Genomic DNA, 24199 nt, shown 5'->3' with positions numbered 1-24199 from the left:
TCTTCAGAAAACGAAACAACAATTACTCTATATAACGATTATGACAGCTAAACAACAAATAAAATACGGCCGACTTATCCCCGTCATGCTCTGCTTCTTTGCCATGGGTTTCGTCGACCTGGTAGGTATCGCCTCGAACTATGTGAAGGCCGACCTGGGCCTCACCGATTCGCAGGCCAATATCTTCCCGTCGCTCGTCTTCTTCTGGTTCCTCATCTTCTCGGTACCCACGGGCGTATTGATGAACCGCATCGGGCGGAAACGCACCGTGTTGCTGAGCCTCGTGGTGACCGCCGTCTCGCTGCTGTTGCCCCTCTTTGGCGACGGCTACGGACTCATGCTCTGCTCCTTCTCGCTGCTGGGCATCGGCAATGCCTTGATGCAGACCTCGCTCAACCCACTGCTGAGCAACATCATCTCGGGCGACCGTCTGGCCAGTTCGCTCACCTTCGGGCAGTTTGTCAAGGCCATCGCCTCGTTCCTGGCCCCCTATATCGCCATGTGGGGTGCCACGCAGGCCATGCCTACCTTCGGGTTGGGGTGGCGCGTGCTCTTCCCCATCTACATGGTCATTGCCATCATCGCCATCCTGTGGCTCTCGTCGACCCCCATCGATGAAGAGAAACCCGACAAGGCTTCGGGATTCCGCGAATGCCTGCGCCTGCTGGGCAAGCCCTTCATCCTGCTCTGTTTTCTGGGTATCATGTGCCACGTAGGCATCGACGTAGGTACCAACACCACGGCTCCCAAGCTGCTGATCGAGCGGGTGGGCATCACCCTCGAGGAGGCCGGCTTTGCCACCAGCCTCTACTTTATCTTCCGTACGGCCGGGTGTCTGCTGGGAACCTTTATCCTGCGTCACCTTTCGGGCCGTAAATTCCTGGCCATCAGTGTGGCCTGCATGCTGGTAGCCATGATCGGGCTGCTCTCTACCGAGTCGCTCCCCGTCATCTACGCCTGCATCGCCCTCATCGGCTTCGGCAACTCCAACGTCTTCTCCATCATCTTTGCCCAGGCTCTTACCGCCGTTCCCGACAAAAAGAACGAGGCTTCGGGACTGATGATCATGGGCCTCTTCGGCGGCACCATATTCCCGCTGCTGATGGGTGTGGCCAGCGACGCCGTGGGTCAGGCCGGTGCCATAGCCGTGATGACCGTAGGGGTTCTCTACCTGATTGTATACACCATCAAACTGAAAAAATAACTTATCGACTTATTAAATTCAAACACTAATTATAACGCCATGAACAATAACGACCATATCATCGTAGGAATGGGCGAAGCACTGTGGGACGTGCTGCCCGAAGGAAAGAAACTGGGTGGAGCTCCTGCAAACTTTGCCTATCACGTATCGCAATTCGGCTTGAACAGCCGGGTAGTAAGTGCCGTAGGCCAGGACAAGCTGGGCACCGAAATACTCGACAACTTCCGCGAGAAACGGCTGCAAGGGATTATCGAAACGGTACCCTACCCCACCGGCACCGTGCAGGTTACGCTCGACAACGAGGGTGTGCCCTGCTACGACATCAAAGAGGGAGTAGCCTGGGACAACATACCCTATACCGAAGAACTGGACCAACTGGCTCGCCAGACACAGGCCATCTGCTTCGGGTCGCTGGCACAGCGCAGCATCGTTTCGCGCGAGACCATAGCCCGATTCCTCGCCACCATGCCCGATACACCTGAGACGTTGAAAATCTTCGACATCAACCTGCGCCAGAGCTTCTATACCAAAGAGATTCTGTGCGACTCGTTCAGCCGCTGCAACGTGCTGAAGATAAACGACGAGGAGCTGGTAACGGTAAGCCGTCTGTTTGGCTACCCCGGCATCGACCTGCAAGACAAGTGCTGGATTCTGCTGGCCAAGTATAACCTGAAGATGCTCATCCTCACCTGCGGCGTAAACGGCAGCTATGTCTTTACCCCGGGTCATGTGTCGTTTGTAGAGACTCCCACCGTACAGGTGGCCGACACCGTAGGTGCGGGCGACTCGTTCACCGCCGCCTTTACCGCCGCCATCATCCGCGGCCGTTCGGTACGTGAGGCCCACCAGCTGGCCGTCGACACCTCGGCCTACGTGTGCACGCAGCAAGGAGCCATGCCCGTGCTACCCGAGAGCCTCACCAGTCGGTTGGCTTAATACTACTTTTTCCTTTTATTTTGACGAGGGCGATCCTCCCGATACGAACCGGGGCGGTCGTCCTCGTCGTATAACCGTTTTTTTCTCATATCCAGCATTTAACAGGCTACCCTACGCCACTCGCGCAACAGCCGAAACCCGGCCGGGGCAACCCCGAAGGCAGCTCGACAAAGGGGCTGTACCGCAATTCTTTCACTTGGCAGGCATGCTCTTCTCATTAAATTTTTTATCTTTGCCTATCTTAATCCTCAAAATGAGAAGCTATGAGACGCCTACCCTTTCTTTTGCTCCTCGCCTCGTGCACTCTCGTGCTGTTGCTTACCGCCTGTACCCAGGAGAAAAACCGTTTTCTTATAGGGGTATCGCAATGCAGCGACGACGAGTGGCGCACCCAGATGAACAAGGAAATCCGCCGCGAAGCGCTCTTCTATCCCGGATTGGATGTGGAGATTCGGTCGGCTAACGACGATAACCAACGCCAGATTGCCGACATCGAATACTTTATCGACGAGGGGGCCGACCTCATCGTGGTGGCTCCCAACGAGGCCGAAGCCATTGCCCCCATCGTGGAGAAGGCTTACAGCCAGGGAATACCCGTCGTACTGGTCGACCGCAAAACCGACTCGGACCACTATACCGCCTATATCGGAGCCGACAACTACGACATGGGCTACCAGATAGGTACCTACATTGCCAGCCGCTTGCACGGACAGGGCAACATGGTAGAACTCACAGGATTGAAGGGCTCTACCCCGGCCCGTGACCGCCACCAGGGATTGGTCGATGCCCTCTCGCATCATCCCGGTATCCACATCGTAGCCACAGCCGATGCCGGTTGGTTCCAGCAGTCGGCCGAAGAGGCTTTCGACTCCATTCTGGCCCGGCAACCCCGCATCGATCTCGTCTTTGCCCACAACGACCGCATGGCCGCCGGAGCTCACGAGGCAGCCGTGCGCGAGGGCCGTGCCGGCCACATGCTCTTTGTGGGAGTCGATGCCCTGTCGGGTAAAGAGATGGGCGTGGGACTGGTTGCCGACAGCATACTCGATGCCACCTTTATCTACCCCACGGGGGGCGACCGGGTGGTGCAGGTAGCCATGGATATACTCGAAGGACGCGACTTCCCGCGCGAAACGCTGCTCTCGACGGCACTGGTCAACCATCAGAATGCCCGCATCATGCAGATGCAGAATGCACACATCAGCACCCTCGACGAGAAAATCGAGCGGCTCAACAGTCAGCTCGACGCCTTCCTGATGCGCTACTCGGCCCAACGCATGTTCCTCTATGCCTGTATCGTGATTCTGGTGCTGGTGGGTATCCTGCTCGTGATTGTCGTGCGGGCCTTCTGGACCAAAAACCGGCTCAATACCGAACTGTCGGACCAGAAACGGCAACTCGAGGAACAGCGCGACCAGCTCATCACCCTCTCGCGCCAGCTCGAAGATGCCACCCATGCCAAACTGGCTTTCTTCACCAACGTGTCGCACGACTTCCGCACACCGCTCACACTCATTGCCGACCCGGTAGACCAGCTCGGCCAGAGCCAGCACCTCGACAAGCACGAGCGCTTTCTGCTCAACATCATCCACAAAAACGTGACGGTGCTGTTGCGGCTCGTCAACCAGGTGCTCGACTTCCGTAAATTCGAGGATGGCAAACTGCAATTGCGCCTGAGCCAGTTCGACCTGCGCAACTCGCTTGCCGAGTGGAGCGACGCCTTCCGCACCCTCTCCTACCGCAAGCACATCCACTTCGACATCCAGGCCGAAGAAGATACCGACTTTACCGTCACGGCCGATGCCGAGAAACTGGAGCGCATCGTCTACAACCTGCTCTCCAACGCCTTCAAGTTCACACCCGACAATGGCTCGATTCGCATCACCCTCGCCCGATACGACCACGAGGGCGAGCCCTACCTGCGGCTGCAAGTCGCCGATACCGGCGTGGGCATGCCGGCCGAGCATGTGCAGCACATCTTCGACAGCTTCTACCAGATAGACGTCCACCATGCCGGCTCGGGTATCGGGCTGGCTCTGGTCAAGGCCTTTGTCGAAATGCACCACGGCACCATACGCGTGGAGACGACCGAGGGGCAAGGTACCTGCTTCACCATAGAGATGCCGGCCCGGCAGTCGGGAGCTCTCGACCCCGACACTACCCGCAGTGCCGTGCTTACCAACCTGAAAGAGGGGGCCGTACTGGCTGCCGACCAGGAGACGTTGCAGGCCCAGCCGCGCGAGACGACGCCCGACGACAAACCGAGTGTGCTCGTTATCGACGACAATCAAGACATACGCGACTATGTGCGGACCATACTGCAAGACCAATACCAGGTTATCGAGGCGGCCAACGGCCAAGAGGGCATACGCCTGGCCATGAAGTACGTGCCCGACGCCATCATCTGCGACGTGATGATGCCCGTGATGGATGGGCTGGAGTGTTGCCGCCGGCTGAAGTCGGAGCTGCAAACCTCGCACATCCCCGTGATGATGCTCACCGCCTATGCCATGGACGAGCAGAAAATCAAGGGTTATGAGTGCGGAGCCGACTCGTACATTGCCAAGCCCTTCAGTGCCCGGCTGCTCACCGTGCGTCTGCACAACCTCATCGAGAACCGGCACCGCCTGCAAAACATCTTTACCGAGAACGGCAATACGCCTCTCTCCCCGGCAAAGACTCCGGTAAGCGACGTAGACAAGGGCTTTGCCGAAAAGCTGCGCCGCATCATCGACGAGAATCTGTCGAATGCCAACTTCAGCGTCGAGGAGCTGGGCGAACAGATTGGGCTGAGCCGCGTGCAGCTCTACCGCAAGACCAAGGCGCTGTATGGCTACTCGCCCAACGAACTGATGCGCATCGCACGCCTCAAACGGGCGGCCTCGCTGCTGGCCTCGACCGAGAAGACGGTGGCCGAGATTACCTACGAGGTGGGCTTCAGTTCGCCCTCGTACTTCACGAAATGTTACAAGGAGTATTTCGGCGAGATTCCTACCGAATTTCTCAAACGGAAAAAAGGCGAAAGCTGACTCCGCCCTCGCCTCTAATCTATCTCTATTTTTCCCGGTATCCTCACAGACATGCCAGACAGCGGCCTGCGCCGGTTACAGCACGTGCCAATGCTCGAGAGCACGCTTCACCCCGTCGTCGTCGACCGAGGTCGTCACATAGTCGGCCACAGCCTTCAGCGGTTCGTTGGCGTTGCCCATGGCCACCCCGATGCCGGCTACCTGCAGCATGCGGGTATCATTGCCCCCGTCGCCGAAAGCCATGGTGGCCTCGACGGGGAAACCGAAGTGACGGGCTACGGTCTTCACCCCCTCGCCCTTATCGACCCCGCGAGCGGTCACATCGGCAAAGGCGGGATACCACCGGCTCGACTCGCACGAGGGGAGCAGCGGCATAATCTCGGCCTCGACATCGGCCGTAATGATAGGGGTCATCTGGGTGATGCGCTGCTGCAACAGGGCGTCGAGCGATACGGGGCTCGAAATCTGTTGCAGGTCGAGCAGACGGTGGAAAAACTCCTCGACCTCGTGCGTAGCGTTGTAGAGCAAGGCATCGATCTCGCCCACTAGAATGCAGGGGAAATGACGCTCGTCGGAGAAGCGCATCATCGTGCGCACATCGGCTTCGGGTATCGCATGGCAGGCCACCACCTGCCCGTCGATGACGATGCAGGCGCCGTTGGTGGTCACATAGCCATCGACGAGATGAGCTATGTCGGCCAGGTTGTTGATGTAGACCAGGGGTCGGCCCGTGGCGATAAAAATCTTGATTCCCTTCTGCTTGGCCGCCTCGATGGCCTCGATGGTCGAGCGGGGAATACGGTGGGTATTGAAACTGACGAGCGTGCCGTCTATATCGAAAAACAGGGCTTTAATTTCTCTTTCCTTTTCCATACGGCAAAGATACATCAAAGCGCGCAGACTCGAGCCGGATATAACCTTTTTTCACGAGGCTCCCGACTCTGCCGGGCATGAAAAAATCCGCCTGAACGAGCAGACGGATTTTCCCAAAAACAACATCAAATAACTTATATAACGAAGTAATCACTCCTCACGGTTATAAATGGAATCCTTTATGTCGTTGATATCGACAAACTTGTTGACTATGGCGTAGATGGTGAGCCCGGCCGGACTGTGTATCTGCAACTTGCCGGCAATGTTGCGCCGGTGGGTGATGACCGTATGGGCCGACAGGCACAGCTGCTCGGCAATCTGCTTGTTGGTCATGCCCTTGACTACGCCGATGATAATCTCTTTCTCACGCTCGGTGAGGGGCTCCTGGCGCACCGTCTCCTCGGGAGCGGCGTGTACCAGGCGGTCGAACTTCTCGCGTATCTGCTCGGCCGTGTCGTAAATCGAGATGACCTCGTCGTACAGTTTCAGGACCGAGGCATCGACCAACGAGTTTTGCAGGGCGATACACTTCGGGGCCGGTCCGTCGGCACCCTTCTTGATCTGCGCGACCGAGACCACCCCCGCCAACCCGGGGTTGACGATGAGCACATCGGGCTTACGCCACGCCAGCGAGGCGGTGAGCTGCTGCACGTCGGCCACCTCGGTCGTCTCGATATTGATGGTGGTCAACTTCTTCAGCACCGAGAGCAACCCCTTGCGGATAATCAACGAGGGCTCGGCTACAATCACTTTTACGACAGGCTTCATCTCGTTTCGTCTATTTGGTTTTCCAGCTCTTGAATGGCCGGGACAAACAGGTAATCTTCTATATAGTTGTGCGAGGCCAGGTCCTGCTCGCAGGTAAAGATGTCGAACAAGACACTGTTCAACTCGTTGCTGCTCGTGGCCGGGTAATACTTGATGAGTATGTTTTTCAGCTCGGTGAGCTTGGCCTCGACCTGGTCGTGCCGCTTGCGAAAGACGGCAATGCTGTATTCGCCGGGATGCACGCCGTTGAGCAGAGCCGTCACATAGGGAAAGACCGTACGCTCTTCGTAACGCATGTGCTTCTGCACCTCGGCCACATACTCGTCGAAAAAGCGAAGTATGGCAATGGCTATATCCTTGGCCCCGCAGTCGATTACCCCCAGCAGATTGCGCCGGATGGCCGGCAGCCTGAAGTTGAGGAAGTAGTCGTGCGAGTTGTGCAGATAGCCCAGCAGGGCCCCCACCGATATGTCGCTCTTGTACTCCTCGGGGTCACCCTCGTCGAGCAACAGATTGACCACGGCCAGGAAGGTATCGGTATGCACGCCGTTCTCGTCGCACACCTGCCCTATGCTTTTGTCGCCGAAACCCAAGACGATGCCGAAGCGGCTCATCACCAGCAGTACGGGGTAGTTGTCGCACACCAAATCGCTCATGCGATTGTCTCGATTATAGGTTCCCAGTTTATACATATTCTCTTCTTTTTCGTTCTTTACAAGGGCAAAGATAACATCTTATCCCCATATACCGGCACTATCGTCTTTCGACACAGCAAAGGAACTACATTTCAGTCACCTGTACAATCCCCTTTTCAGATGAATCTAACGCCTGTCCCTACCTAATTGTTGGGAGTTTGTATCGTCATGCCACAAACGGAGCAGACGGCCCACCTAATTTTACGCCGTAAAAAGACCGTAAAAGATGATGATGATACTACTCGACAACGGCCACGGCTGCGACACGCCGGGCAAACGATCGCCCGTGTGGCCCGACGGGCGCCAACTGCTCGAATGGGAGTTCAACCGCGACATCGTTTCGCGCATGGCCCAACAACTCGACCAGGCGGGCATCGCCTGCCGGTGCCTGGTTCCCGAAGATACCGACATCGCCCTGTCCGAGCGGTGCCGACGTGCCAACCAGTGGGCCCGCCAGGGCGACTGCCTGCTGGTCTCGGTCCACGCCAACGCCGGCGGCGGGAGCGGCGGCGAGGTATACAGCTACCCGGGTGCCGACAAGAGCCGGCAGTATGCCCGCCTCTTCGACGAGGTGTGGCCCCTCGTCTTCCCCGACCTGCGTTTCAGAGGGTGCAAGGAGGCCAACTTCGCCATCTTGCGCGACAGCCTCTGCCCCGCCCTGCTCACCGAAAGCCTCTTCATGGACAACGAGCACGACTGCCGGATACTGCTCTCGCCCGAGGGTCGCGACCGGATAGCCCGCTGGCATGTCGAATCGATACAACGCATTCTGAAAATCTAATCATATCATTGTACTACTTATGTCTAAATTTGATTTTTTAAAATTTATATTTACATTTGTAGGGAAATCATAATTGAATAGCCTATGTAAAACGAACAACTAAAAGACATATTGATAAAAAGGCGTTAGCTTTTATTTCGGGATTCTGAAACTTCCACTCATTCAAGATGCCTCCAAGAAATAAAGTTGAACGTCCGTGCTGTATATCACAGTGCGGACTTTATTTCTTGTTGGAGGCAAGGTTGTGGAAGACCGCAGAATCCGATAAAAAATAGGTCCGCGCTTTTTTATTTGTCTACTTCTCAGGGCCTGCCTTAAAAACTTATCGTATTACCATTAAACACCAAAGACAAATGAAAAAGACAATTCTTCTTACAGCCGTATGTGCCTTTGTTTTATCGGCTTGCCAAACAACCCAAGTAACCACGTCGGTCATACCCGAAGCCGTAAATACCATTCATGCCACCACTTTTAACGAGTTGAATCTGCAAAGAAGCGACTATACGGTATTGAACACAATTACGGCAGAGGCATTGGTCTTCTACCAGGCATCCCGCTCGGAAATCAATATAGAGGAAGCCAATCAAGAGTTTGAAATAACTCATAAACTCAACAGTGCCGGAAACACCACCAAGTATAAAGGAATAGTACGCATAGGATATTTGGCCAACGACTACCGCAACCAAAAGCCGGTAAAACTGACCAATCCCTCGGATATTGCCCGCGGTTTTGCCACATACCGACTGATAAACATGGCTCAGCAAGAGGGTGCCGACGGTATTATCGAACCTACCATCTCGACCAACGTCGAACAACAAGGGAAAAAAATCGTGTATCGCACCATCATCAAAGCCAAAATTATAAAACTTAAAGCCGACAGATAAATATGAAGAAACAGATTCTATATTACAGCCTTGTATCTCTTATCTCAGGTATCCTGCTGACGGGGTGTTCCATAACCAAAAAGAACATCGTACCCCAGACTCACGTTATATATCTGAATTTAACGGCCAATGCAGTACCCAACAAGTATGTCGATATGGACTACGGCATCAGATTACAGATACGAGACTTGCGAAGTGACAGCCGCATTTTGCAGAAACACGACAGCTATGTGGTTTCTACCCCTCAGGTTTCGGTCCAACCCGATGTGCAAGATTTTGTATCGGAAAGCATGCGCCGCTATATGCGCGTCATGGGCTTCAACCTCGATGCCGATATTGCAACCGACTACTTGATGAGTGTATCGGTTAACGAGTACAAAATAAACTATCTCTCGGGAATGGGATGGGCCGCTACGGTACAAATGCAGGTTTCTGTCACCGACAAAGACCATCAACCCGTATATCCTACGGTGACGGTTTCGGGACGAGCCACCCAACAAGGGAACGGACAGAACTTCACTCTAGCTTCAAATGTACTCAATCTGGCCTATGAACGGGCTCTGGAAGATATTGACTGGGATCGCATCGCTTTCTTCCTGAAACGTCAATCGAGCCCTTCACAGGAGAAAAACAAGCAAGTGACCGGCGAGGGCAATACGGCTCTCGAATCGACCATTATACGTTGGTTTGTCGACTCTACGCCCAAAGGCGCCGATGTATATACTCGCGTCATTTCATCGACTCCTGAAGTAAAGAATACCAACCAAACATATGTGGGGACTACGCCTTATGAAACGACAGAGGCATTTGACATAAAGGGGCTTACATTCAATAATTCGGGGAATATACAAATCGAAATCGTTTGTGAAAAAGCCGGTTACGTAGTTCAAAAGAAACGGTTCAACCTGCGACAAGCAATCGACCAGAAAGAAATTGCGACCAAATTCAATCTCATTAAGGAAGAAGAATAATCATTCTCAAGGGGATTGACAATTTATTTCTTATCCAATTACTGAAAAGTCGCTTCGCTCCCATAACCGGGAGATGAAGCGACTTTTTGGTTTTCTTCTCCTACCCGTAAAACTATTTTCCTCCAATCGGTAAACTTTTCGCCGCCACGCATGTTATAGGAGAAAACCAATTATACAACGATATGAAAAAAATTGTTTTTACAGTTCTTGCTGCGGCGGCACTCATAGCCTGCCAATCGAACAATAACAAAAATCAAATGATCGACGAAGGCGAAGCCGTAGAGATGATGGGTACCGACTCGACCGGTATGGTGGACATCTTTGCCTACGAAGGCGTGGTACCGTCGGAGTCGGGCCAAGGCGACAGCATCGACTACATGGTGATTATCACCCAGCAAATCGACACGGTAAACGGGGTGTACCAGATGACCCAAACCTATGTGACGGCCGACGGCAAAGCCGGCCAGCAGATGAAGAGCAAGGGTAAGAAGCTGTTCCAGCGAGGCACCCCGCAGAACAAAGCGGCCAAGGTGTATAAACTGGTTCCCGACAGCGGTTCGAACCAGACGGTAAACCTGTGGGTCGAGACCGATACGACGGTCGTATTGCTCGACGACCAGATGAAGGCCCCGGACAAACCCGACAAGCATCGGCTCAAAGCGGTAAAACATCACAAGCACCACCTGTAATCTTGCAATATTGTTTTAGGTTTATAGAGAGGAAGACGGGAGGCCCGGTTGTCAGAAACCGAACCTCCCGTCTTTTTTTCAGGCTTTCGTCATAGGCGGGAGAGGTGTCTGTCTCCCTGCCGTTGTCCGGGTTATCTCACGGCTACCTTGTAACGGGCACCCTCCACATCGACAATGTAGATACCGGGAGCCACATCGACGACAGCCTCGTCCCCTTGTGTAGCATATACCTTCTGGACACCGATGCCATATACATCGATTGCGTATTCACGACCGGGCTGTGCCTTCACCACAATCTGCCCCTCGGCAGTGGCATATACCAGATGTTTGTCGGCTCTGTTGTCGGCAATACCAACCACCGAGCGCTCCTGTACCTGGATATTGTCGATATTGATGTTGGTCGTACCGTCTACAGCCTCGCCCACGAACGAGAGGCGCAAAGCCGTCTCGCCCTGATAGGCGTCGAGCGGAATCACCTTCTTCACCCAACCTTCGGTTTCGTTGCCCGATGCGTAGAGGGGCCCGGCTACGGCCACAAATTCACCGTTGCTGCGCGAAACCTCTACGGTGAGGTTGTCGTTGCTCTTCTCGCCCGTGGTCTGATAGATATAGAATCCCAGAGCCGGCTCGGACAGGTTGCCGATGTTGATCTTGGCACTGGTCAGGCGGGTCTTGGTACCCACGTTCACGTTGGTAGCCATGAACGAAGCGAGACCGCCATCGCCATCCTGCGGCTGGGCGTCGGGCGAATAGGCCTGCTCGCCTATACCCCAACCGCTGTCGAGTCCTTCGAGTTTATCGGAGAGCCACATGGTGTTCATGGCACCGCCGGCAAACGATTCGGCATAGGGTGCCGAATAGGGAGCTCCGATAAAGTAGAGTTCGGAGTAGGTGCGGCGGCCTTCGCCCGAGAGGTTGCTCGACAGAATCGTATAGAATACCGGTGTTTGTCCGTACTCACACGGTATGGTATTGTCGACTACCGAAGTTTCGGTGACGGCATTGGCCACAATGGTTTCGTTGTTGCGGATAACGGTGTAGTAGATGGGGCAGTCGTACATCTCGCCGCCATCGATACCCTCGGGTTTGTCCCAGGAGATGACACACGAGTAGTCGGCCTGCTCGACAATCGAGAGGTTACGCACCTCGGCCGGACGGGCATAACCGGCCACTGCCAGAATGGTAGCCGGGTCGCTCTTCTGCCCGTTGGCATAGGCATATATCTCGTAGGTATTCTCGCCCTTCACCGCATGGGTATCGACCCAGCGGGTTACCAGCGAGGCACCCACCTCTTCGGTGGTGTAGACCGGTTCGGCCGAACCGTTGCGGTAAACCTCCATCTTGTCGACACTACCGAGGAGATCGCCCCCGATGGTATAGACCGGTGCGTAGAAATCAATTTGTACCTGCAGCGACTGGTCGTTGGCGGCAATAGCACTCAAGCCGTAAGGCTCCATGGGGGTATTGGAAGGCCGGTAGTTGTAGACCGTGAGCGTGTCGATGGCCACCTGCGAGCCCACGAGGCTGTTGTTGAAACAGATACCTATGCGGAAAGCTCCGTTCTGGGGGGCAATGATATATCCCTCGATTTCGCTGCCCTCGCCCGGCTCGATGGTGTGAATGTTGCCGACAGCACCCAGCGGGGTGAGCTCCTCGTCGTTGCTGCACAGAATCATCTGTATCTGTGCCGAATCGCAGTCGTTGGCCAGGCGGGCGTTGAAGACAATCTTTACCTCGGTATCCGAAGCCATGTTCAACGGCGGCAGATAGAGAATATCGGGAGCTTCGGAGGCCGTGCTCGAGGAGCAGACCAAAGCCCCGTTTTCGATACGCCAGGTCGACCCGTCGGCATTGCCGTCGACCGCATCGGTAGCCTCGAGGGCCCCCGACTGTGCATAGTCGCGTGTATAGGGCAGGTCGTAGGTATCGGTGTCGGCCAGGTAGTGGTTCTCGTAGGTGAGCGTCGACCCCGACATCCAGTCGTCGGTCCAGTCGTCCCAACGATACGAAGTCTTGGTGGCGATATTGCCATACTCGTCGTAAGTATATTCATACTTCAGGCGTTCGCCGTCTACCCACGAATCGATGTACATGAAGGAGGACTGCTCGGTAATGTTGCCGTGGTCGTCGTAGCTGTACACCACACTGTCGGTAGGGGTATAGACATAGTCGCCCACCTCGAAACTGAAGGCCCCGTTGCTGTACCGCACATAGGTGACGAGGCGGCCTGCGTCGTCGTATTCGTAGCGACGGCGGTCGGCGGTAGAGAACTTGTCGTTGAGCCACCGTTCCCGGTCCTCGATAGCGACGTTGCCGTCGTAGGTATAGACCCCGTGCAGGTATACGTGCTCGCCCCACTTCTCGATGGAACTGTCCCATTTGTAATAGTCGACCTCGGCAATACGGTTCTGGTCGTCGAAGGTCATGTGCTTCTTGGCATCCTCTTTGGGACTGCCCAGCCACGACATCGACGAGGCGTGCCACACATAGCTCTCATAGTCGTTCATGCGGCCCTCGGCATCATAGCCATACACCTCGCGCGAGTTGTTGGTCAGCACACCGTCGTTGTTGAGCATCATGGTCTCCATAGACTGCAAAGAGCCGTCGCTGTTGTAGATGTAAATAATCTTCGAACTCACCTCGCTGCCCGCATACACAAATACATGGTCGAGCCTTTTCCCCGAATCAGCATCGGCGGCAAATGCCAGCCCTGCCATCAAGGAAAACACAGCAAACAAGTAAAACTTTCTCATAATCACAAAAATTTAGTTCAATCCTATATATTTTAATAAAATGTCGATAATTTCTTACAAAATAAAAGAAAATTATCGACAAAACAATTAACATATGATAAAAAGATATTTATCACACCATATAAAATAACAGGAAATACTATTTGTCCCCGACAGCCATATCCCCCCTCGGTCGGGGGCAATATAGAGGCTCGAGACTCGTGTAAGTGTATTGTTTACTGGTTCTTAATCGAAGCGCGCAACCGGCTCAACGATTGCTGGGTGATGCCCAGATAAGAGGCTATATGCTTGAGAGACACCTTCTTGACAATTTGCGGGCGCACCTTTATCAGGCTGATGTACCGGCTGAGGGCGTCGTCTTTCCCGAAGATCTTGCATTTGCGTTCCAGGCAATAAAGTTCTTCGATGCAGATGGTACGGAAGAGGTTCGAGATAGCCGGATTCTGCCGGCAGAGCTCCTCCAAATCGTCTTTACGGATAGAATAGAGCACCATTTGGGTCACCGCCTCGTATTGCAGAAAAGCCGGCTCGCCCTTGAAGTAGCAGAACATCGAGGCAAACAGGTCGCCGCTCACCCCGAAACACTCGGTGACCTCGTTGCCTTTGGTATCCCAGAAGTAATCGCGTGTAAGACCGCTCTCGACCAGAAAAATCTCGTCGGACAACCTGTCGGCTCCGATAATGATTTCGCCCTTGGCATACTCTACCCGACGGAATTTCGAAAAGAGCAGTTCGAAATCCTTCTCCTCTACCTGATAGTTTTTCAAAAACAAGTCTCGTATCTCTTCTCGAATCGGTTGAATCTTGTATAAAATTACTGGTATCTACTATACTGTCTTTTATTCCGGGAGCATCGGTCCTAAACCTCGGACATCCGCTGCCGCACCACTTCGTACATCATCACCCCGGCTGCTACCGAGACGTTGAGCGACCCGATATTTCCCACCTGGGGAATGGCTACCATCTCGTCGCACAGGCGCAGGTTGTCGGGGTCGACACCGGTATCTTCGGCCCCCATGACCAGTGCCACGGGCAGCGTGTAGTCGGCCCGGGTGTAGTTGAGGGAGGCCTTCTCCGACGCGGCTACGACCTGTATGCCGCTATCCTTGAGGTAACGGATGGCACTGTGTATCGACCGCTCGCGGCAAACGGGGATGTGCAGCAGGGCACCGGCCGAGGTCTTCACGGCATCGGCATTGACACTGACGCTGCCCCGCTCGGGCACCACGATGGCGTCGACACCGGTACACTCGCAGGTGCGGGCTATGGCACCGAAGTTGCGCACATCGGTCACCCCGTCGAGCAGCACGATGAAGGGCACCTTACCCTCCTCGAAGAGGGTGGGCACAATGTCGCCCAGCCGCTGGTAGGCAATCGACGAGATGAAGGCGACCACCCCCTGATGGTTCTTGCGGGTGATGCGGTTGAGCCGCTCGACCGGCACCCGCTGTACCAGGAAGCCACGCCCCTTGATCAGGTCGAAAAGCTCCTTGGCCAGGTCGCCCTGCAGCTCTTTGCGTATCAGAATCTTGTCTATCTCCTTACCGGCTTCGATGGCCTCGATAACGGCCCGAATGCCAAATATCATTTCATTCTTTTCCATTGTTCTGTTCGTTACGGTTCAACAATTCGCGGGCGTTGTCGAGGGCCGCAGCCGTGAGCGACGAGCCGCTCAGCATGCGGGCAATCTCCTCGACCCGCTCGCTATCGGTAAGGCGCACCAGATGGGTGGCCGTAGCGGTGGCGGTGTCGCTCTTGTAGACGCGATAGTGCGTCTGTCCCCACGCAGCCACCTGGGGCAGGTGGGTGATGCTGATGACCTGCATGCAGCGGGACATCTCGCGCATGATGCGGGCCATCTTGTCGGCAATCTCGCCCGAGACCCCGGTATCTACCTCGTCGAACACGATGGTAGGCAGGGCCATGGCGTGTGCAACCAACGCCTTGAGCGAGAGCATCAGTCGCGAAATTTCACCGCCCGAGGCAACCTCCGACACGGGTTGCAGGGGCTGGTTCTTGTTGGCCGAGAAGAGGAACCGGATGGCGTCGCCGCCCGTCTCGTCGAACTGCGGTCGGGTCGAAACCTCTATCTCGAATTGCAGGTGAGGCATACCCAACGGTTTGACCCGCTCGGTGAGAGTGCTCGAGATGTTGGCGGCCGACTGCCGGCGCACCCGGGTGAGCTGCTCGGCCAGGTTGCGCACCTGGCTCTCGGCCTCGTCGACCTCGTGCTTGAGGGCAGCCAGCTCTTCGTCGTAGTTTTCGATGCGGGTGAGCCGCTCGGCAAACGAGTCGCGCAGGGCCAGCAGCTCGGCGGCACTGGCGAGGCGATGCTTCTGTTGCAGCGAATAGTAGGTGTCGAGCCGGTTCTCGACCCAGGCCAGCCGCTCGGGGTCCATGTTGAGGTTCTCTTGCGAACGGTCTACAGTCGAGGCAATATCCTTGAGGTCGATGTAGTCCGACTCGAGGCGCCCCGCCCACTCGTCCACCTCGGGATAGAGGCGCGAGAGGGCCCGCATGCGCGAGAGGGTGGCATTGAGCAACGACACGACGCCGGTCTCCTCGGCGTGCAGAAACTCCTGCAGCACGGCCAGTTCGTTCTTGATCTCCTCGGCATGCTGCAGCGTCTGCAACTCGGCCTCGAGCTCCTCCTGCTCACCCTCCTGCAGATGGGCCTCATCGAGTTGGGCCAACTGATAGCGCAGGTAGTCCTCCTCTTCGCGTCCCGAGCGATTCTCCTCCTGCAGGCGGGTATAGGCCTGCAACCGCTCGCGCCACCGGCGGTAGTGCTCGCGGTAGTCGGCCAGCAGAGCGGCATCGCCGGCCATGGTATCGACCACCCGCAGTTGAAACCGCGAGTCGGCCAGCAGCATGTTCTGGTGCTGCGAATGTATGTCAATGAGCTGTTCGCCCAAGGTTTTCAGTTGAGCCAACGACACGGGCGTATCGTTGATGAAGGCTCGCGATTTGCCCGAGGGCAGAATCTCGCGGCGCAAGATGCACTCGCCCTCGTCGTAGTCGAGCTCGTTCTCGTCGAAGAAATCGCGCAGGTGATACGATGCGATGTCGAACACCCCCTCGATCACAGCCTTCTCGCCGCTGCGACGCAACGACTTGAGGTCGGCCCGCTGGCCGAGTATCAGCGACAGAGCCCCCAGAATAATCGACTTGCCGGCTCCCGTCTCACCCGTAATGACCGAGAAACCGGCCGAGAAGTCGATGTGGAGCTCGTCGATGAGCGTATAGTTGGAGACACTCAGTTTCTTTATCATAATTGCGTTTCTCTCTTTATTCGGTCTGTTTAATCTTGTCGAGAATGGTTCTATCGGTGGGATACATACCGGTGAGTATATCGTAGACGGTCTCCTTCTCCGAAGTGGGAGCTTTGGAATAGACATTCACCAGTTCGTCGAGTTTGGCATCGCGGAAGAGGGTAATCACCACCGACATGGGCGAAGCCTCGTAGACCTTCTGCAACTGTTGCAGCGACTCGGTAATCTTGGCCCGTCCCTTGTCTACACTCAGAGCCATCTCGTCGAGGCCGCCGCGGTGATAGTCGTACCACAACTGGCGGAACCCGGCCGTGCTCTGCTCGACAAAGGCCGACAGCAGCGCGTGACGGTTGCGGTTGTCCTCAAAGGCTTTCCAACCGGTCTCCATCGACGATTGCCCCAGGTTGACCACCTGGCGAGCCAACTCGTAGAAGGGGGTCCCGCCCATGGGCGAGAAGCTGTCGAAGTCGACCCCGAGAATCATATAGACATAGAAGTTGATGACGGCCGTGAGGTTGCTCTCGATACTGGTTTCGGAGAAGACCAGCGGCTCGTACTCCTGATAATTGAACTCGACCTGCGTATCCTTGAAGTTGATCAGCGTCGTGGTGTAGGAGCTGTTGTAGACCGGACGGCGCGACTGCACCTGCAACTCGCACACAAAGCGGTTGTCGGCATACTCCTTGACGGTAAAGAGCATCGAGCAGTCTATCCGTTCGACGGGCGAAATTTGTGCCGTAGACCATTTACGGTCATTGATGTACTCGGTAATGGCCTCCTTGAGGGTGGTAAACACCTCCTTGTTCGTGCCCTGTATCTGGTCGCTGTTCACCTCGACACGGCAGTTCAGTTCCTGGGCTACCGACAGGAAGGGACAAAGGAGGAGCAGCACATACAAGAGATTTCTTTTCATATTCTCATCGTTTGAAACAGGGTTACGCAAATGGTTTCCGACCCGCAGCCCGTCAATGGCTGTCGGTCAGATAGCGGGCCAGGATGTCCACAATATCGGCGGCCACCTCGGTCTTGAGCTTGCAGGGAATCTCGACCGGCTCGCCCTCGCGCCCGATGACGGTCACCTTGTTGGTGTCGCAACGGAATCCGGCGCCTGCGTCGCGCAGCGAATTGAGCACGATGAAGTCGAGATTTTTCTTTTCCATCTTCAGGCGGGCGTTGCTCTCCTCGTCGTTGGTCTCGAGGGCAAAACCTACCAGGCACTGCCCGGGGCGCTTGCGGCGACCCAACTCGGCAGCGATGTCGGGGTTGGGTTTGAGGCGCAACACACGCTCGTCGCCGCTCCGTTTCAGCTTCACGTCGCTCACCGTTTCGGGAGCGTAGTCGGCCACAGCGGCACACATGATGGCGGCATCGGCCCGGTCGTAGGCATCGACGGCGGCCCGGTACATCTCGGCAGCCGACTCCACATCGACCCGATGTATCGACGCATGCGAGGTCGTCAGGCTCACCGGCCCGGCCACGAGAGTCACTTCGGCTCCGGCTTCGGCACAGGCCTCGGCCAGGGCAAAACCCATCTTGCCCGACGAGTAGTTGCCGATGAATCGCACCGGGTCTATCTTTTCGTAGGTGGGCCCGGCCGTCACGAGTACCCGCTTTCCGGCCAGCGGCTGCGGGCGGTCAAAGAACCGGTCGAGCACGGCCACGATCTGCTCGGGCTCTTCCATGCGGCCCTTGCCGGTGAGGTGGCTGGCCAGCTCGCCGGTTGCCGGCTCGATGATGTGGTTGCCATAGGAGCGCAACAGATCGAGATTGTGCCGGGTCGACGGATGGGCATACATATCGAGGTCCATGGCCGGGGCCACAAACACCGGCGCCTTGCACGACAGGTAGGTGGTCACGAGCATGTTGTCGGCTATGCCGTGGGCCATCTTGCCGATGGTCGAGGCCGTAGCGGGGGCTACAATCATGGCATCGGCCCACAGGCCCAGGTCTACGTGGCTGTGCCACTCGCCGGTATTGGCGGTAAAAAATTCGCTCACCACAGGCTTCCCGCTCAACGACGAGAGGGTGACGGGCGTAATAAACTCTTTGCCCGCAGGGGTCATCACCACCTGCACCTCGGCCCCCTGCTTGATGAACAACCGCAGCAGATAGGCGGCTTTGTAGGCAGCGATGCTGCCCGTAATGCCCAGTATGATATGTTTGCCTTTCAACATAGTTTCGAATCTTTGGAGAGAGACCCGGGCACCGTCAGAAGCGACGGCGTGCGCGGGTGTATATCTCGGTAATCACATTCTTGGTATTCAGGGGGAAATCGCCCTGCATCATCCAACTGTAATAGCTGGGCTCGAGCTGGAACACCTCCTCGACCGAACGCCCCTTGTACTTGCCGAAATTGAATACCGGCACATCGTGCTCGTTGAGAATGATGCGGCCCGAGAAATCGACGTTGCGGTTTTGGGTCGAGAACGATACCCACGAGTCGATGTCGTTGGTGAGGTATTTTCCCTCATACTCGTCTTTCACCGCCTCGGTATAGCGGTCGAGCTGCGCCTTGAAGACCTCGTAGGTGGCCCGGGTATCGGCCAGAGCCGAATGGGCATCGACCAGCGGCGCGCCACAATAGAACTTGTAGGCGGCCTTGAGGGTGCGGGGTTCCATGATGTGGTAGATGGTCTGCACGTCGACGAACTTGCGTTTCGAGATGTCGAGATTGACGCCGGCCCGCAGCAGCTCTTCGATAAGGAAAGGCACATCGAAGCGGTTGGAATTGAACCCGGCAATATCGGCCCCCTCGAACACCTTGGCGATGTTGCGGGCTACCTCCTTGAAGAGGGGCTTGTCGGCCACCATCTCGTCGGTAATGTGATGCACCGCCGTCGAAGCGGGCGGAATGGGCATGCCGGGGTTGACAAATATGTCTTTCTCTTCCACCTCGCCATTAGGGAACACCTTGACATAGGCCAGTTCAATAATGCGGTCGGTGGTAATATTGGTACCCGTCGTCTCCAGGTCGAAGAAGACGAGCGGGTTCTTTAAGTTCAGTTGCATGATTTACTGTTCAATAGCTTGGGTTGATTAAAAATCGCTGAGCATCATGGGCATCAACAGCATGAGCAGGTCTTCGTTCTCCTTGTTCTCCAGCGGTACGATGATACCGGCACGGGTGGGATCGGAGAGCTCGACCAGCACCTCGGTAGAGGGGATATTGTTGAGTATCTCGATGAGGAACGACGCCTTGAAGCCGATGGTGAGGTCGTCGCCCGTGTAGTTGCAGGCCACCTTCTCCTCGGCCGAGATGGAGTAGTCTTTGTTTTCGGTCGACACGAGCAGCTCGCCGTTCTTCAGCTGCAGCTTGGCCAGACCCAAAGCGGCATCGGCAAATACCGACACACGACGCAGCACATTCACAAACAGGGAGCGGTCGATGATAAGTCGGTTGGTATTGTTGGTAGGGATTACCGAGTTGTAGTTGGGATAGTGCCCCTCGATAAGGCGGCAGTTGAGTACGAAATCGGAGAGCTTGAAGCAGGCATTCTTCGAATCGAACGAGAGCTCTACGTTGCCGTTCTCCTTGGGCAGAATCGACTTCAACAGATTGGCCGGTTTCTTGGGCAGGATAAACGAGGCACGCACCCCGGGAGCCACGGCCTGATTTTTGAAACGTACCAGCTTGTGAGTATCGGAAGCCACGAACGAAATACTGTCTTCGAAGATGTCGAGATAGATACCGTTCATAATGGGGCGCAACTCGTCTTCGGCCGTGGCAAACAGCGTGCAGCCTATGCCGCCGAGCAGCTGTTGCGCATCGAGCGAGAGGGTTACGGCCGAGGTATCCATCGGCATCTTGGTGGGATATTCGTCGCCATTCACGCCGATAAAGTTGTAACGGCCATTCTGGAAATAGAGGAAAATTTCCAGATTATTGTCGTCGATTTCGAAAGTCAGCGGTTGGTCGGGCAACTCTTTGAGGGGTTCGAGCAAGATTTTGGCATTCACGGCAAAGACGCCTTCGCCCTCGGCCTCCATCACGTCGATAGCCGTAGTCATGGTAGTCTCCTGGTCCGATGCGGTCATCGAGAGGCGCGTGCCCTCGAGGCGAAACAGGAAGTTGTCGAGGATAGCCATCGAGTTTTTCGAGTTAATTACCCGGCTGATAGTCTGCAAATGTGATAGCAACAAGGTGCTGGATACGATAAATTTCATAGATATATCTTTTTGTTTATTTGTTTCTTAGTCTGTTTTCCCTGCAAAAGGACAGCGCCCTGCAGACCCGAGCAGGCGAACCGCCGTCAGGCCGAACGGTTCCTCATCTCTTTAACGAACAAATGTAATGAAAATTTTTGGCTCGACCGACTAATTCGCAAGAATAAATGAATAAGTTATCAACACCGTTATACCCACCCTGCCCGAAATGCTTTTCACCCCCTCGACCGTTCATTTTTCGAATATTATCGTTATATTTGTCAATCATGCAGGCCAATAGGGTGAATCCCAGACATATCAGCATACTGTGCATCGTCCTGTGCATCTTGTTCGCGGGTGGCTATATCGCGCGGCAAAACTACCGGCTCGCCCAAGCCTGCCAAACGGCCTCGCCCTACGACTACATCCCGGCCGGAGAGAGCCGGGCCATTCTCGAGACCACCCCGGCCCTGCCGCCCGACTCGACCGCCGCCCTGCCCTATTGGCAACGCGCCCGCACGCTGGTGCGCCTGTGGCAAGAGATTCGCACGGCATCGGCCCTGCCCGAAGTCGATACCATCGTACTCTCATTCACCCGCGACGGCAATGTGACCCTGTGGTACCGCACCTCCCCACAAGAGCAGAAGAGCCTTGCCCGGCGGCTGCCCCGTCTGCTCTCAAACGACTATCGACCTGTATACCACACGCATGACGAAATATCCGTGCGCCACTATCCTTTGCGCAACGGTACTTTCCTGCACACCCTTTCGGCCCCGGGAGTGATGGCCTTCTCGTTCGAGTCGGCTCCCTTCCGCGAAGCCCTCGAAACGGTCGACGTACTGGCTCGCCGCGAGCAGTTTACCAAAACCTTGCGCTCGCTCGACATTCAAGCCCCCGCCCGACTTCTGCTTCAGGTCAACGACCTGGGCTACCGCAGTTCCGGCCGCTGGCAGGGGCAGACTATCTATCCTCACACCTCCGCACCCGACACCCTCCCGGCCACCCCGACCGACAGCGCCCGAGACACAAAAAATGTCCCGCCCCCTGCAACAGGGAACGGGACAGCGGGCTGACACTCCCGAACGCAACAGCCTGAGGCCGTACATCCGGGAAGTTCCTTCAAAATCGTTTGAAATCGGAGGTCTTGCGATTCTCGCTACCGGTATCGCGGCGGCTCACCCACGACTCCTTGCGTCGTATCTTCACCCGTTCGTGGCCACAATGGCGACATCGGTACAGCTCCCTCACCTTGTCGATGCGCACCCGGTCGACCCAGGTCTCGACCTCCTCGTCGAAGTGCTTCTCTTCCCACTCCTTTTCACGCCCCTCTACCTGCCCGTTGCGGGTACGCTCGGTGTAGGCGGTCGTCGTGCCGGTATGCGTGCGGCGCTTCACCGTCTCGCCCTTCCGGTCCCTATACCGCTGGCTGAGTACCTCGGTACTCACCAGTTCGTGATCTTCGAGCCGCTTGCAGCGAGGGCACCTCAACCCTCGGTAGAGCCCCCAGAAGAGCCCCACGACCAGAATGGTAATGACCCACACCAGCGGATAGGCCGAGATAAAGGGATAGCCCCGCAACAGCATCAGCTTGGGCCACAGCCAGAAACCGAAAAGAATGCAGGCCGCTATCAGCAGATTGACCGCCCAGTTGGGCACATAGTAGAGCGGGCGACGCAACGCCAGCAGCCCCATGAGCAGACAGAGCGGCAGAAAGGGAACCAGATTCAGGAATATCCCCGACAGCAGCCAGGTCGACATCACGGCCGGAAATTCGGGGCGCGAAATGACCCACGAAAAGAGGTCGGTGATATGAGCCCGCAAGCCATCGCCCCCCATCATCGGTTCGTGCGAGGTAACCGCCGAAAGCCAATGTCGGAAAGAGGTTGGCCAATAATGCGACCCGGCAAACGAGCCGTCGGGGTTAAAGGTAAATGAGACCCGAAACATGTTCCACCAGTCGTCGAGCAGCACCAGATTGGGCACCACCACAATCGAGTCGGGCGTCGTCTTCACGCTGTTGACCGTCACCCGATCGTACAGCCGCTCCATCGAAAAGTCCGGGTCGTCGACCATTCGGAGGTATTTACGGAACGAAATCTTACGGTCCTGCTTGAGTGAGCGCTCCGGCAACCCCTCGGGAGCCACCGCCACCCCGGCCGGAATCACGCCCCGGAAACGGCCGTCGGGTGTCTCGGCCCAGACCATCTCGCCCTGACGGGCCAACAGTCGCAGCGAATCGCCCGGCGAAATATGCAAGGTATCGGAGAGATCACCTCCCCGCCCCACAAACATCGGCCCCTCGGCCACAGCGACAGTCCGGTAATCGGCCTTATGCCCGAAACTGACAGTCATCAGCACAAGCGCAGTCACCGAAACGGCCACAAGAATAGCCATCTGCCCCCACAGCGGCAGCTTCAGGAATTTCGAAAAAATCCAAACTATCGGTTTGAATATCCACTTCCACATGGTCGTCGGGTTTTATGATAAATGAATGTGTCTGTCGTCCCCTGAGATACAGTCCCTGTAAATTCAAATTATTTACAAATATAGATTAAATTAAGAAAATACAAAATAAATAACACCGCTTTTGCTATTCAGCCATTCATTTTTCTCCTTTACAGAAATCGGAAAAAAAAGATATAGACCTTCCTCTCCTTGCCACAAATAGACTTACCGGATTTACCCCACCCCGCACAATAACCTCCAACAGATTGACCACCGAATAGGCTTGAGAAAATTTCTGGATACCGCATCAAGTGCGGTATGCCCCAAACCTCCGCATCGAATGCGAAATGACGGGCTGGGTATTTCTGGATACCGCGTCGTAGCGCGGTATGACAGGCGAGGCCCCTCGCAGGGGATACGGGGCCAGAAGGGCACAAAAACAAAAAGGTCGGTAACCGCAAGATTACCGACCTTTTCGAGTGTCCGAGATGAGATTCGAACTCACACGAGCCAACGCCCACTACCCCCTCAAAGTAGCGTGTCTACCAATTCCACCACCCGGACATACGGTATCTCGTCTCTCATCTTGGTGCCCAGAACAGGACTCGAACCTGCATGCCTCTCGACACACGCACCTGAAACGTGCGCGTCTACCAATTCCGCCACCTGGGCATTTTATTGTTCATCGATAGAGATACCGATGGAGCGAAAAACGGGACTCGAACCCGCGACCCCAACCTTGGCAAGGTTGTGCTC

General features: G+C 55.7%; 20 protein-coding genes and 2 tRNA genes. 8 read left to right on the top strand and 14 right to left on the bottom strand.

What is annotated here, in order from left to right:
- Positions 1–40 precede the first annotated feature (40 nt).
- The 3 genes from Q1K76_RS10885 (at position 41) to Q1K76_RS10875 (ending at position 5169) form a co-directional block, all read left to right on the top strand.
- Positions 41–1204, top strand: coding sequence for an MFS transporter (locus tag Q1K76_RS10885; RefSeq protein ID WP_087409449.1), 1164 nt, complete (start codon positions 41–43; stop codon positions 1202–1204).
- 39 nt (positions 1205–1243) lie between these two features.
- Positions 1244–2140 carry a carbohydrate kinase gene (locus Q1K76_RS10880; RefSeq protein ID WP_087409450.1) on the top strand — a complete coding sequence of 299 codons (897 nt, stop codon included), beginning with the start codon at positions 1244–1246 and terminating at the stop codon, positions 2138–2140.
- Positions 2141–2403: 263 nt separating this feature from the next.
- Complete coding sequence (locus Q1K76_RS10875) at positions 2404–5169, top strand: substrate-binding domain-containing protein (protein ID WP_300133296.1); 2766 nt, start codon at positions 2404–2406, stop codon at positions 5167–5169.
- Between the two features lie 75 nt (positions 5170–5244).
- Here Q1K76_RS10875 and Q1K76_RS10870 read toward each other — a convergent pair whose 3' ends face one another.
- The 3 genes from Q1K76_RS10870 to Q1K76_RS10860 form a co-directional block, all read right to left on the bottom strand.
- Positions 5245–6042: a Cof-type HAD-IIB family hydrolase gene (locus tag Q1K76_RS10870; RefSeq protein WP_300133294.1), complete on the bottom strand. Its 798-nt coding sequence runs from the start codon at positions 6040–6042 to the stop codon at positions 5245–5247.
- Positions 6043–6192: 150 nt separating this feature from the next.
- The gene (locus Q1K76_RS10865; protein WP_300133292.1) at positions 6193–6810 is read right to left on the bottom strand and encodes a response regulator transcription factor; all 618 of its coding nucleotides are present in this window, start codon (positions 6808–6810) and stop codon (positions 6193–6195) included.
- Positions 6807–7502 (bottom strand): hemerythrin domain-containing protein, encoded by a 696-nt coding sequence (locus tag Q1K76_RS10860; protein ID WP_300133289.1) that lies wholly within the window; start codon positions 7500–7502, stop codon positions 6807–6809. Before Q1K76_RS10860 ends, Q1K76_RS10865 begins: the two co-directional genes overlap by 4 nt.
- A gap of 229 nt (positions 7503–7731) precedes the next feature.
- Between Q1K76_RS10860 and Q1K76_RS10855 the strand changes: the two genes are divergently transcribed.
- From Q1K76_RS10855 to Q1K76_RS10840, 4 genes are all read left to right on the top strand, one after another.
- Complete coding sequence (locus tag Q1K76_RS10855; protein ID WP_300133287.1) at positions 7732–8286, top strand: N-acetylmuramoyl-L-alanine amidase; 555 nt, start codon at positions 7732–7734, stop codon at positions 8284–8286.
- A gap of 353 nt (positions 8287–8639) precedes the next feature.
- Positions 8640–9170 carry a hypothetical protein gene (locus tag Q1K76_RS10850; protein ID WP_258327918.1) on the top strand — a complete coding sequence of 177 codons (531 nt, stop codon included), beginning with the start codon at positions 8640–8642 and terminating at the stop codon, positions 9168–9170.
- A 2-nt stretch (positions 9171–9172) separates the two neighbouring features.
- Entirely contained in the window at positions 9173–10141 is a 969-nt protein-coding gene (locus Q1K76_RS10845; RefSeq protein ID WP_258327919.1) for a hypothetical protein, read from the top strand.
- A gap of 182 nt (positions 10142–10323) precedes the next feature.
- The gene (locus tag Q1K76_RS10840; protein ID WP_300133284.1) at positions 10324–10830 is read left to right on the top strand and encodes a copper resistance protein NlpE N-terminal domain-containing protein; all 507 of its coding nucleotides are present in this window, start codon (positions 10324–10326) and stop codon (positions 10828–10830) included.
- A gap of 131 nt (positions 10831–10961) precedes the next feature.
- Here the strand turns inward: Q1K76_RS10840 and Q1K76_RS10835 are convergent, their stop codons facing one another.
- The 8 genes from Q1K76_RS10835 to dnaN form a co-directional block, all read right to left on the bottom strand.
- Positions 10962–13583 carry a hypothetical protein gene (locus tag Q1K76_RS10835; RefSeq protein WP_300133282.1) on the bottom strand — a complete coding sequence of 874 codons (2622 nt, stop codon included), beginning with the start codon at positions 13581–13583 and terminating at the stop codon, positions 10962–10964.
- Between the two features lie 215 nt (positions 13584–13798).
- Complete coding sequence (locus Q1K76_RS10830; RefSeq protein ID WP_300133279.1) at positions 13799–14350, bottom strand: Crp/Fnr family transcriptional regulator; 552 nt, start codon at positions 14348–14350, stop codon at positions 13799–13801.
- A 92-nt stretch (positions 14351–14442) separates the two neighbouring features.
- Positions 14443–15186 (bottom strand): 23S rRNA (guanosine(2251)-2'-O)-methyltransferase RlmB, encoded by a 744-nt coding sequence (gene rlmB / locus Q1K76_RS10825; RefSeq protein WP_300133276.1) that lies wholly within the window; start codon positions 15184–15186, stop codon positions 14443–14445.
- Positions 15173–16855 carry a DNA repair protein RecN gene (gene recN, locus Q1K76_RS10820; RefSeq protein WP_300133273.1) on the bottom strand — a complete coding sequence of 561 codons (1683 nt, stop codon included), beginning with the start codon at positions 16853–16855 and terminating at the stop codon, positions 15173–15175. The genes rlmB and recN overlap by 14 nt, the downstream gene beginning before the upstream one ends.
- Positions 16856–16871: 16 nt before the next feature.
- Positions 16872–17768: a DUF4835 family protein gene (locus Q1K76_RS10815; protein ID WP_087409460.1), complete on the bottom strand. Its 897-nt coding sequence runs from the start codon at positions 17766–17768 to the stop codon at positions 16872–16874.
- A gap of 52 nt (positions 17769–17820) precedes the next feature.
- A complete protein-coding gene (gene coaBC / locus Q1K76_RS10810; RefSeq protein WP_300133270.1) occupies positions 17821–19029 on the bottom strand; it encodes a bifunctional phosphopantothenoylcysteine decarboxylase/phosphopantothenate--cysteine ligase CoaBC in 1209 nt (402 codons plus the stop codon).
- Positions 19030–19063: 34 nt separating this feature from the next.
- Positions 19064–19864 (bottom strand): 3'-5' exonuclease, encoded by an 801-nt coding sequence (locus Q1K76_RS10805; RefSeq protein WP_087409462.1) that lies wholly within the window; start codon positions 19862–19864, stop codon positions 19064–19066.
- 27 nt (positions 19865–19891) lie between these two features.
- On the bottom strand, positions 19892–21019 hold the full coding sequence (dnaN, locus tag Q1K76_RS10800) for a DNA polymerase III subunit beta (protein ID WP_087409463.1): 1128 nt from the start codon (positions 21017–21019) through the stop codon (positions 19892–19894).
- 281 nt (positions 21020–21300) lie between these two features.
- On the opposite strand from dnaN, the gene Q1K76_RS10795 reads away from it, so the two are divergent.
- Positions 21301–22071 (top strand): hypothetical protein, encoded by a 771-nt coding sequence (locus tag Q1K76_RS10795; RefSeq protein WP_300133267.1) that lies wholly within the window; start codon positions 21301–21303, stop codon positions 22069–22071.
- Positions 22072–22117: 46 nt separating this feature from the next.
- Here the strand turns inward: Q1K76_RS10795 and Q1K76_RS10790 are convergent, their stop codons facing one another.
- From Q1K76_RS10790 to Q1K76_RS10780, 3 genes are all read right to left on the bottom strand, one after another.
- Positions 22118–23464 carry a hypothetical protein gene (locus tag Q1K76_RS10790; RefSeq protein ID WP_300133265.1) on the bottom strand — a complete coding sequence of 449 codons (1347 nt, stop codon included), beginning with the start codon at positions 23462–23464 and terminating at the stop codon, positions 22118–22120.
- Positions 23465–23923: 459 nt separating this feature from the next.
- Positions 23924–24007, bottom strand: a tRNA-Leu gene (locus tag Q1K76_RS10785).
- Between the two features lie 23 nt (positions 24008–24030).
- Positions 24031–24115 (bottom strand) — tRNA-Leu (locus tag Q1K76_RS10780).
- Positions 24116–24199: the final 84 nt, after the last annotated feature.

It is taken from the genome of uncultured Barnesiella sp. (assembly GCF_946496565.1).
GTDB lineage: Bacteria > Bacteroidota > Bacteroidia > Bacteroidales > Barnesiellaceae > Barnesiella > Barnesiella merdigallinarum.
This window is presented reverse-complemented; position numbering and strand designations above follow the sequence as displayed.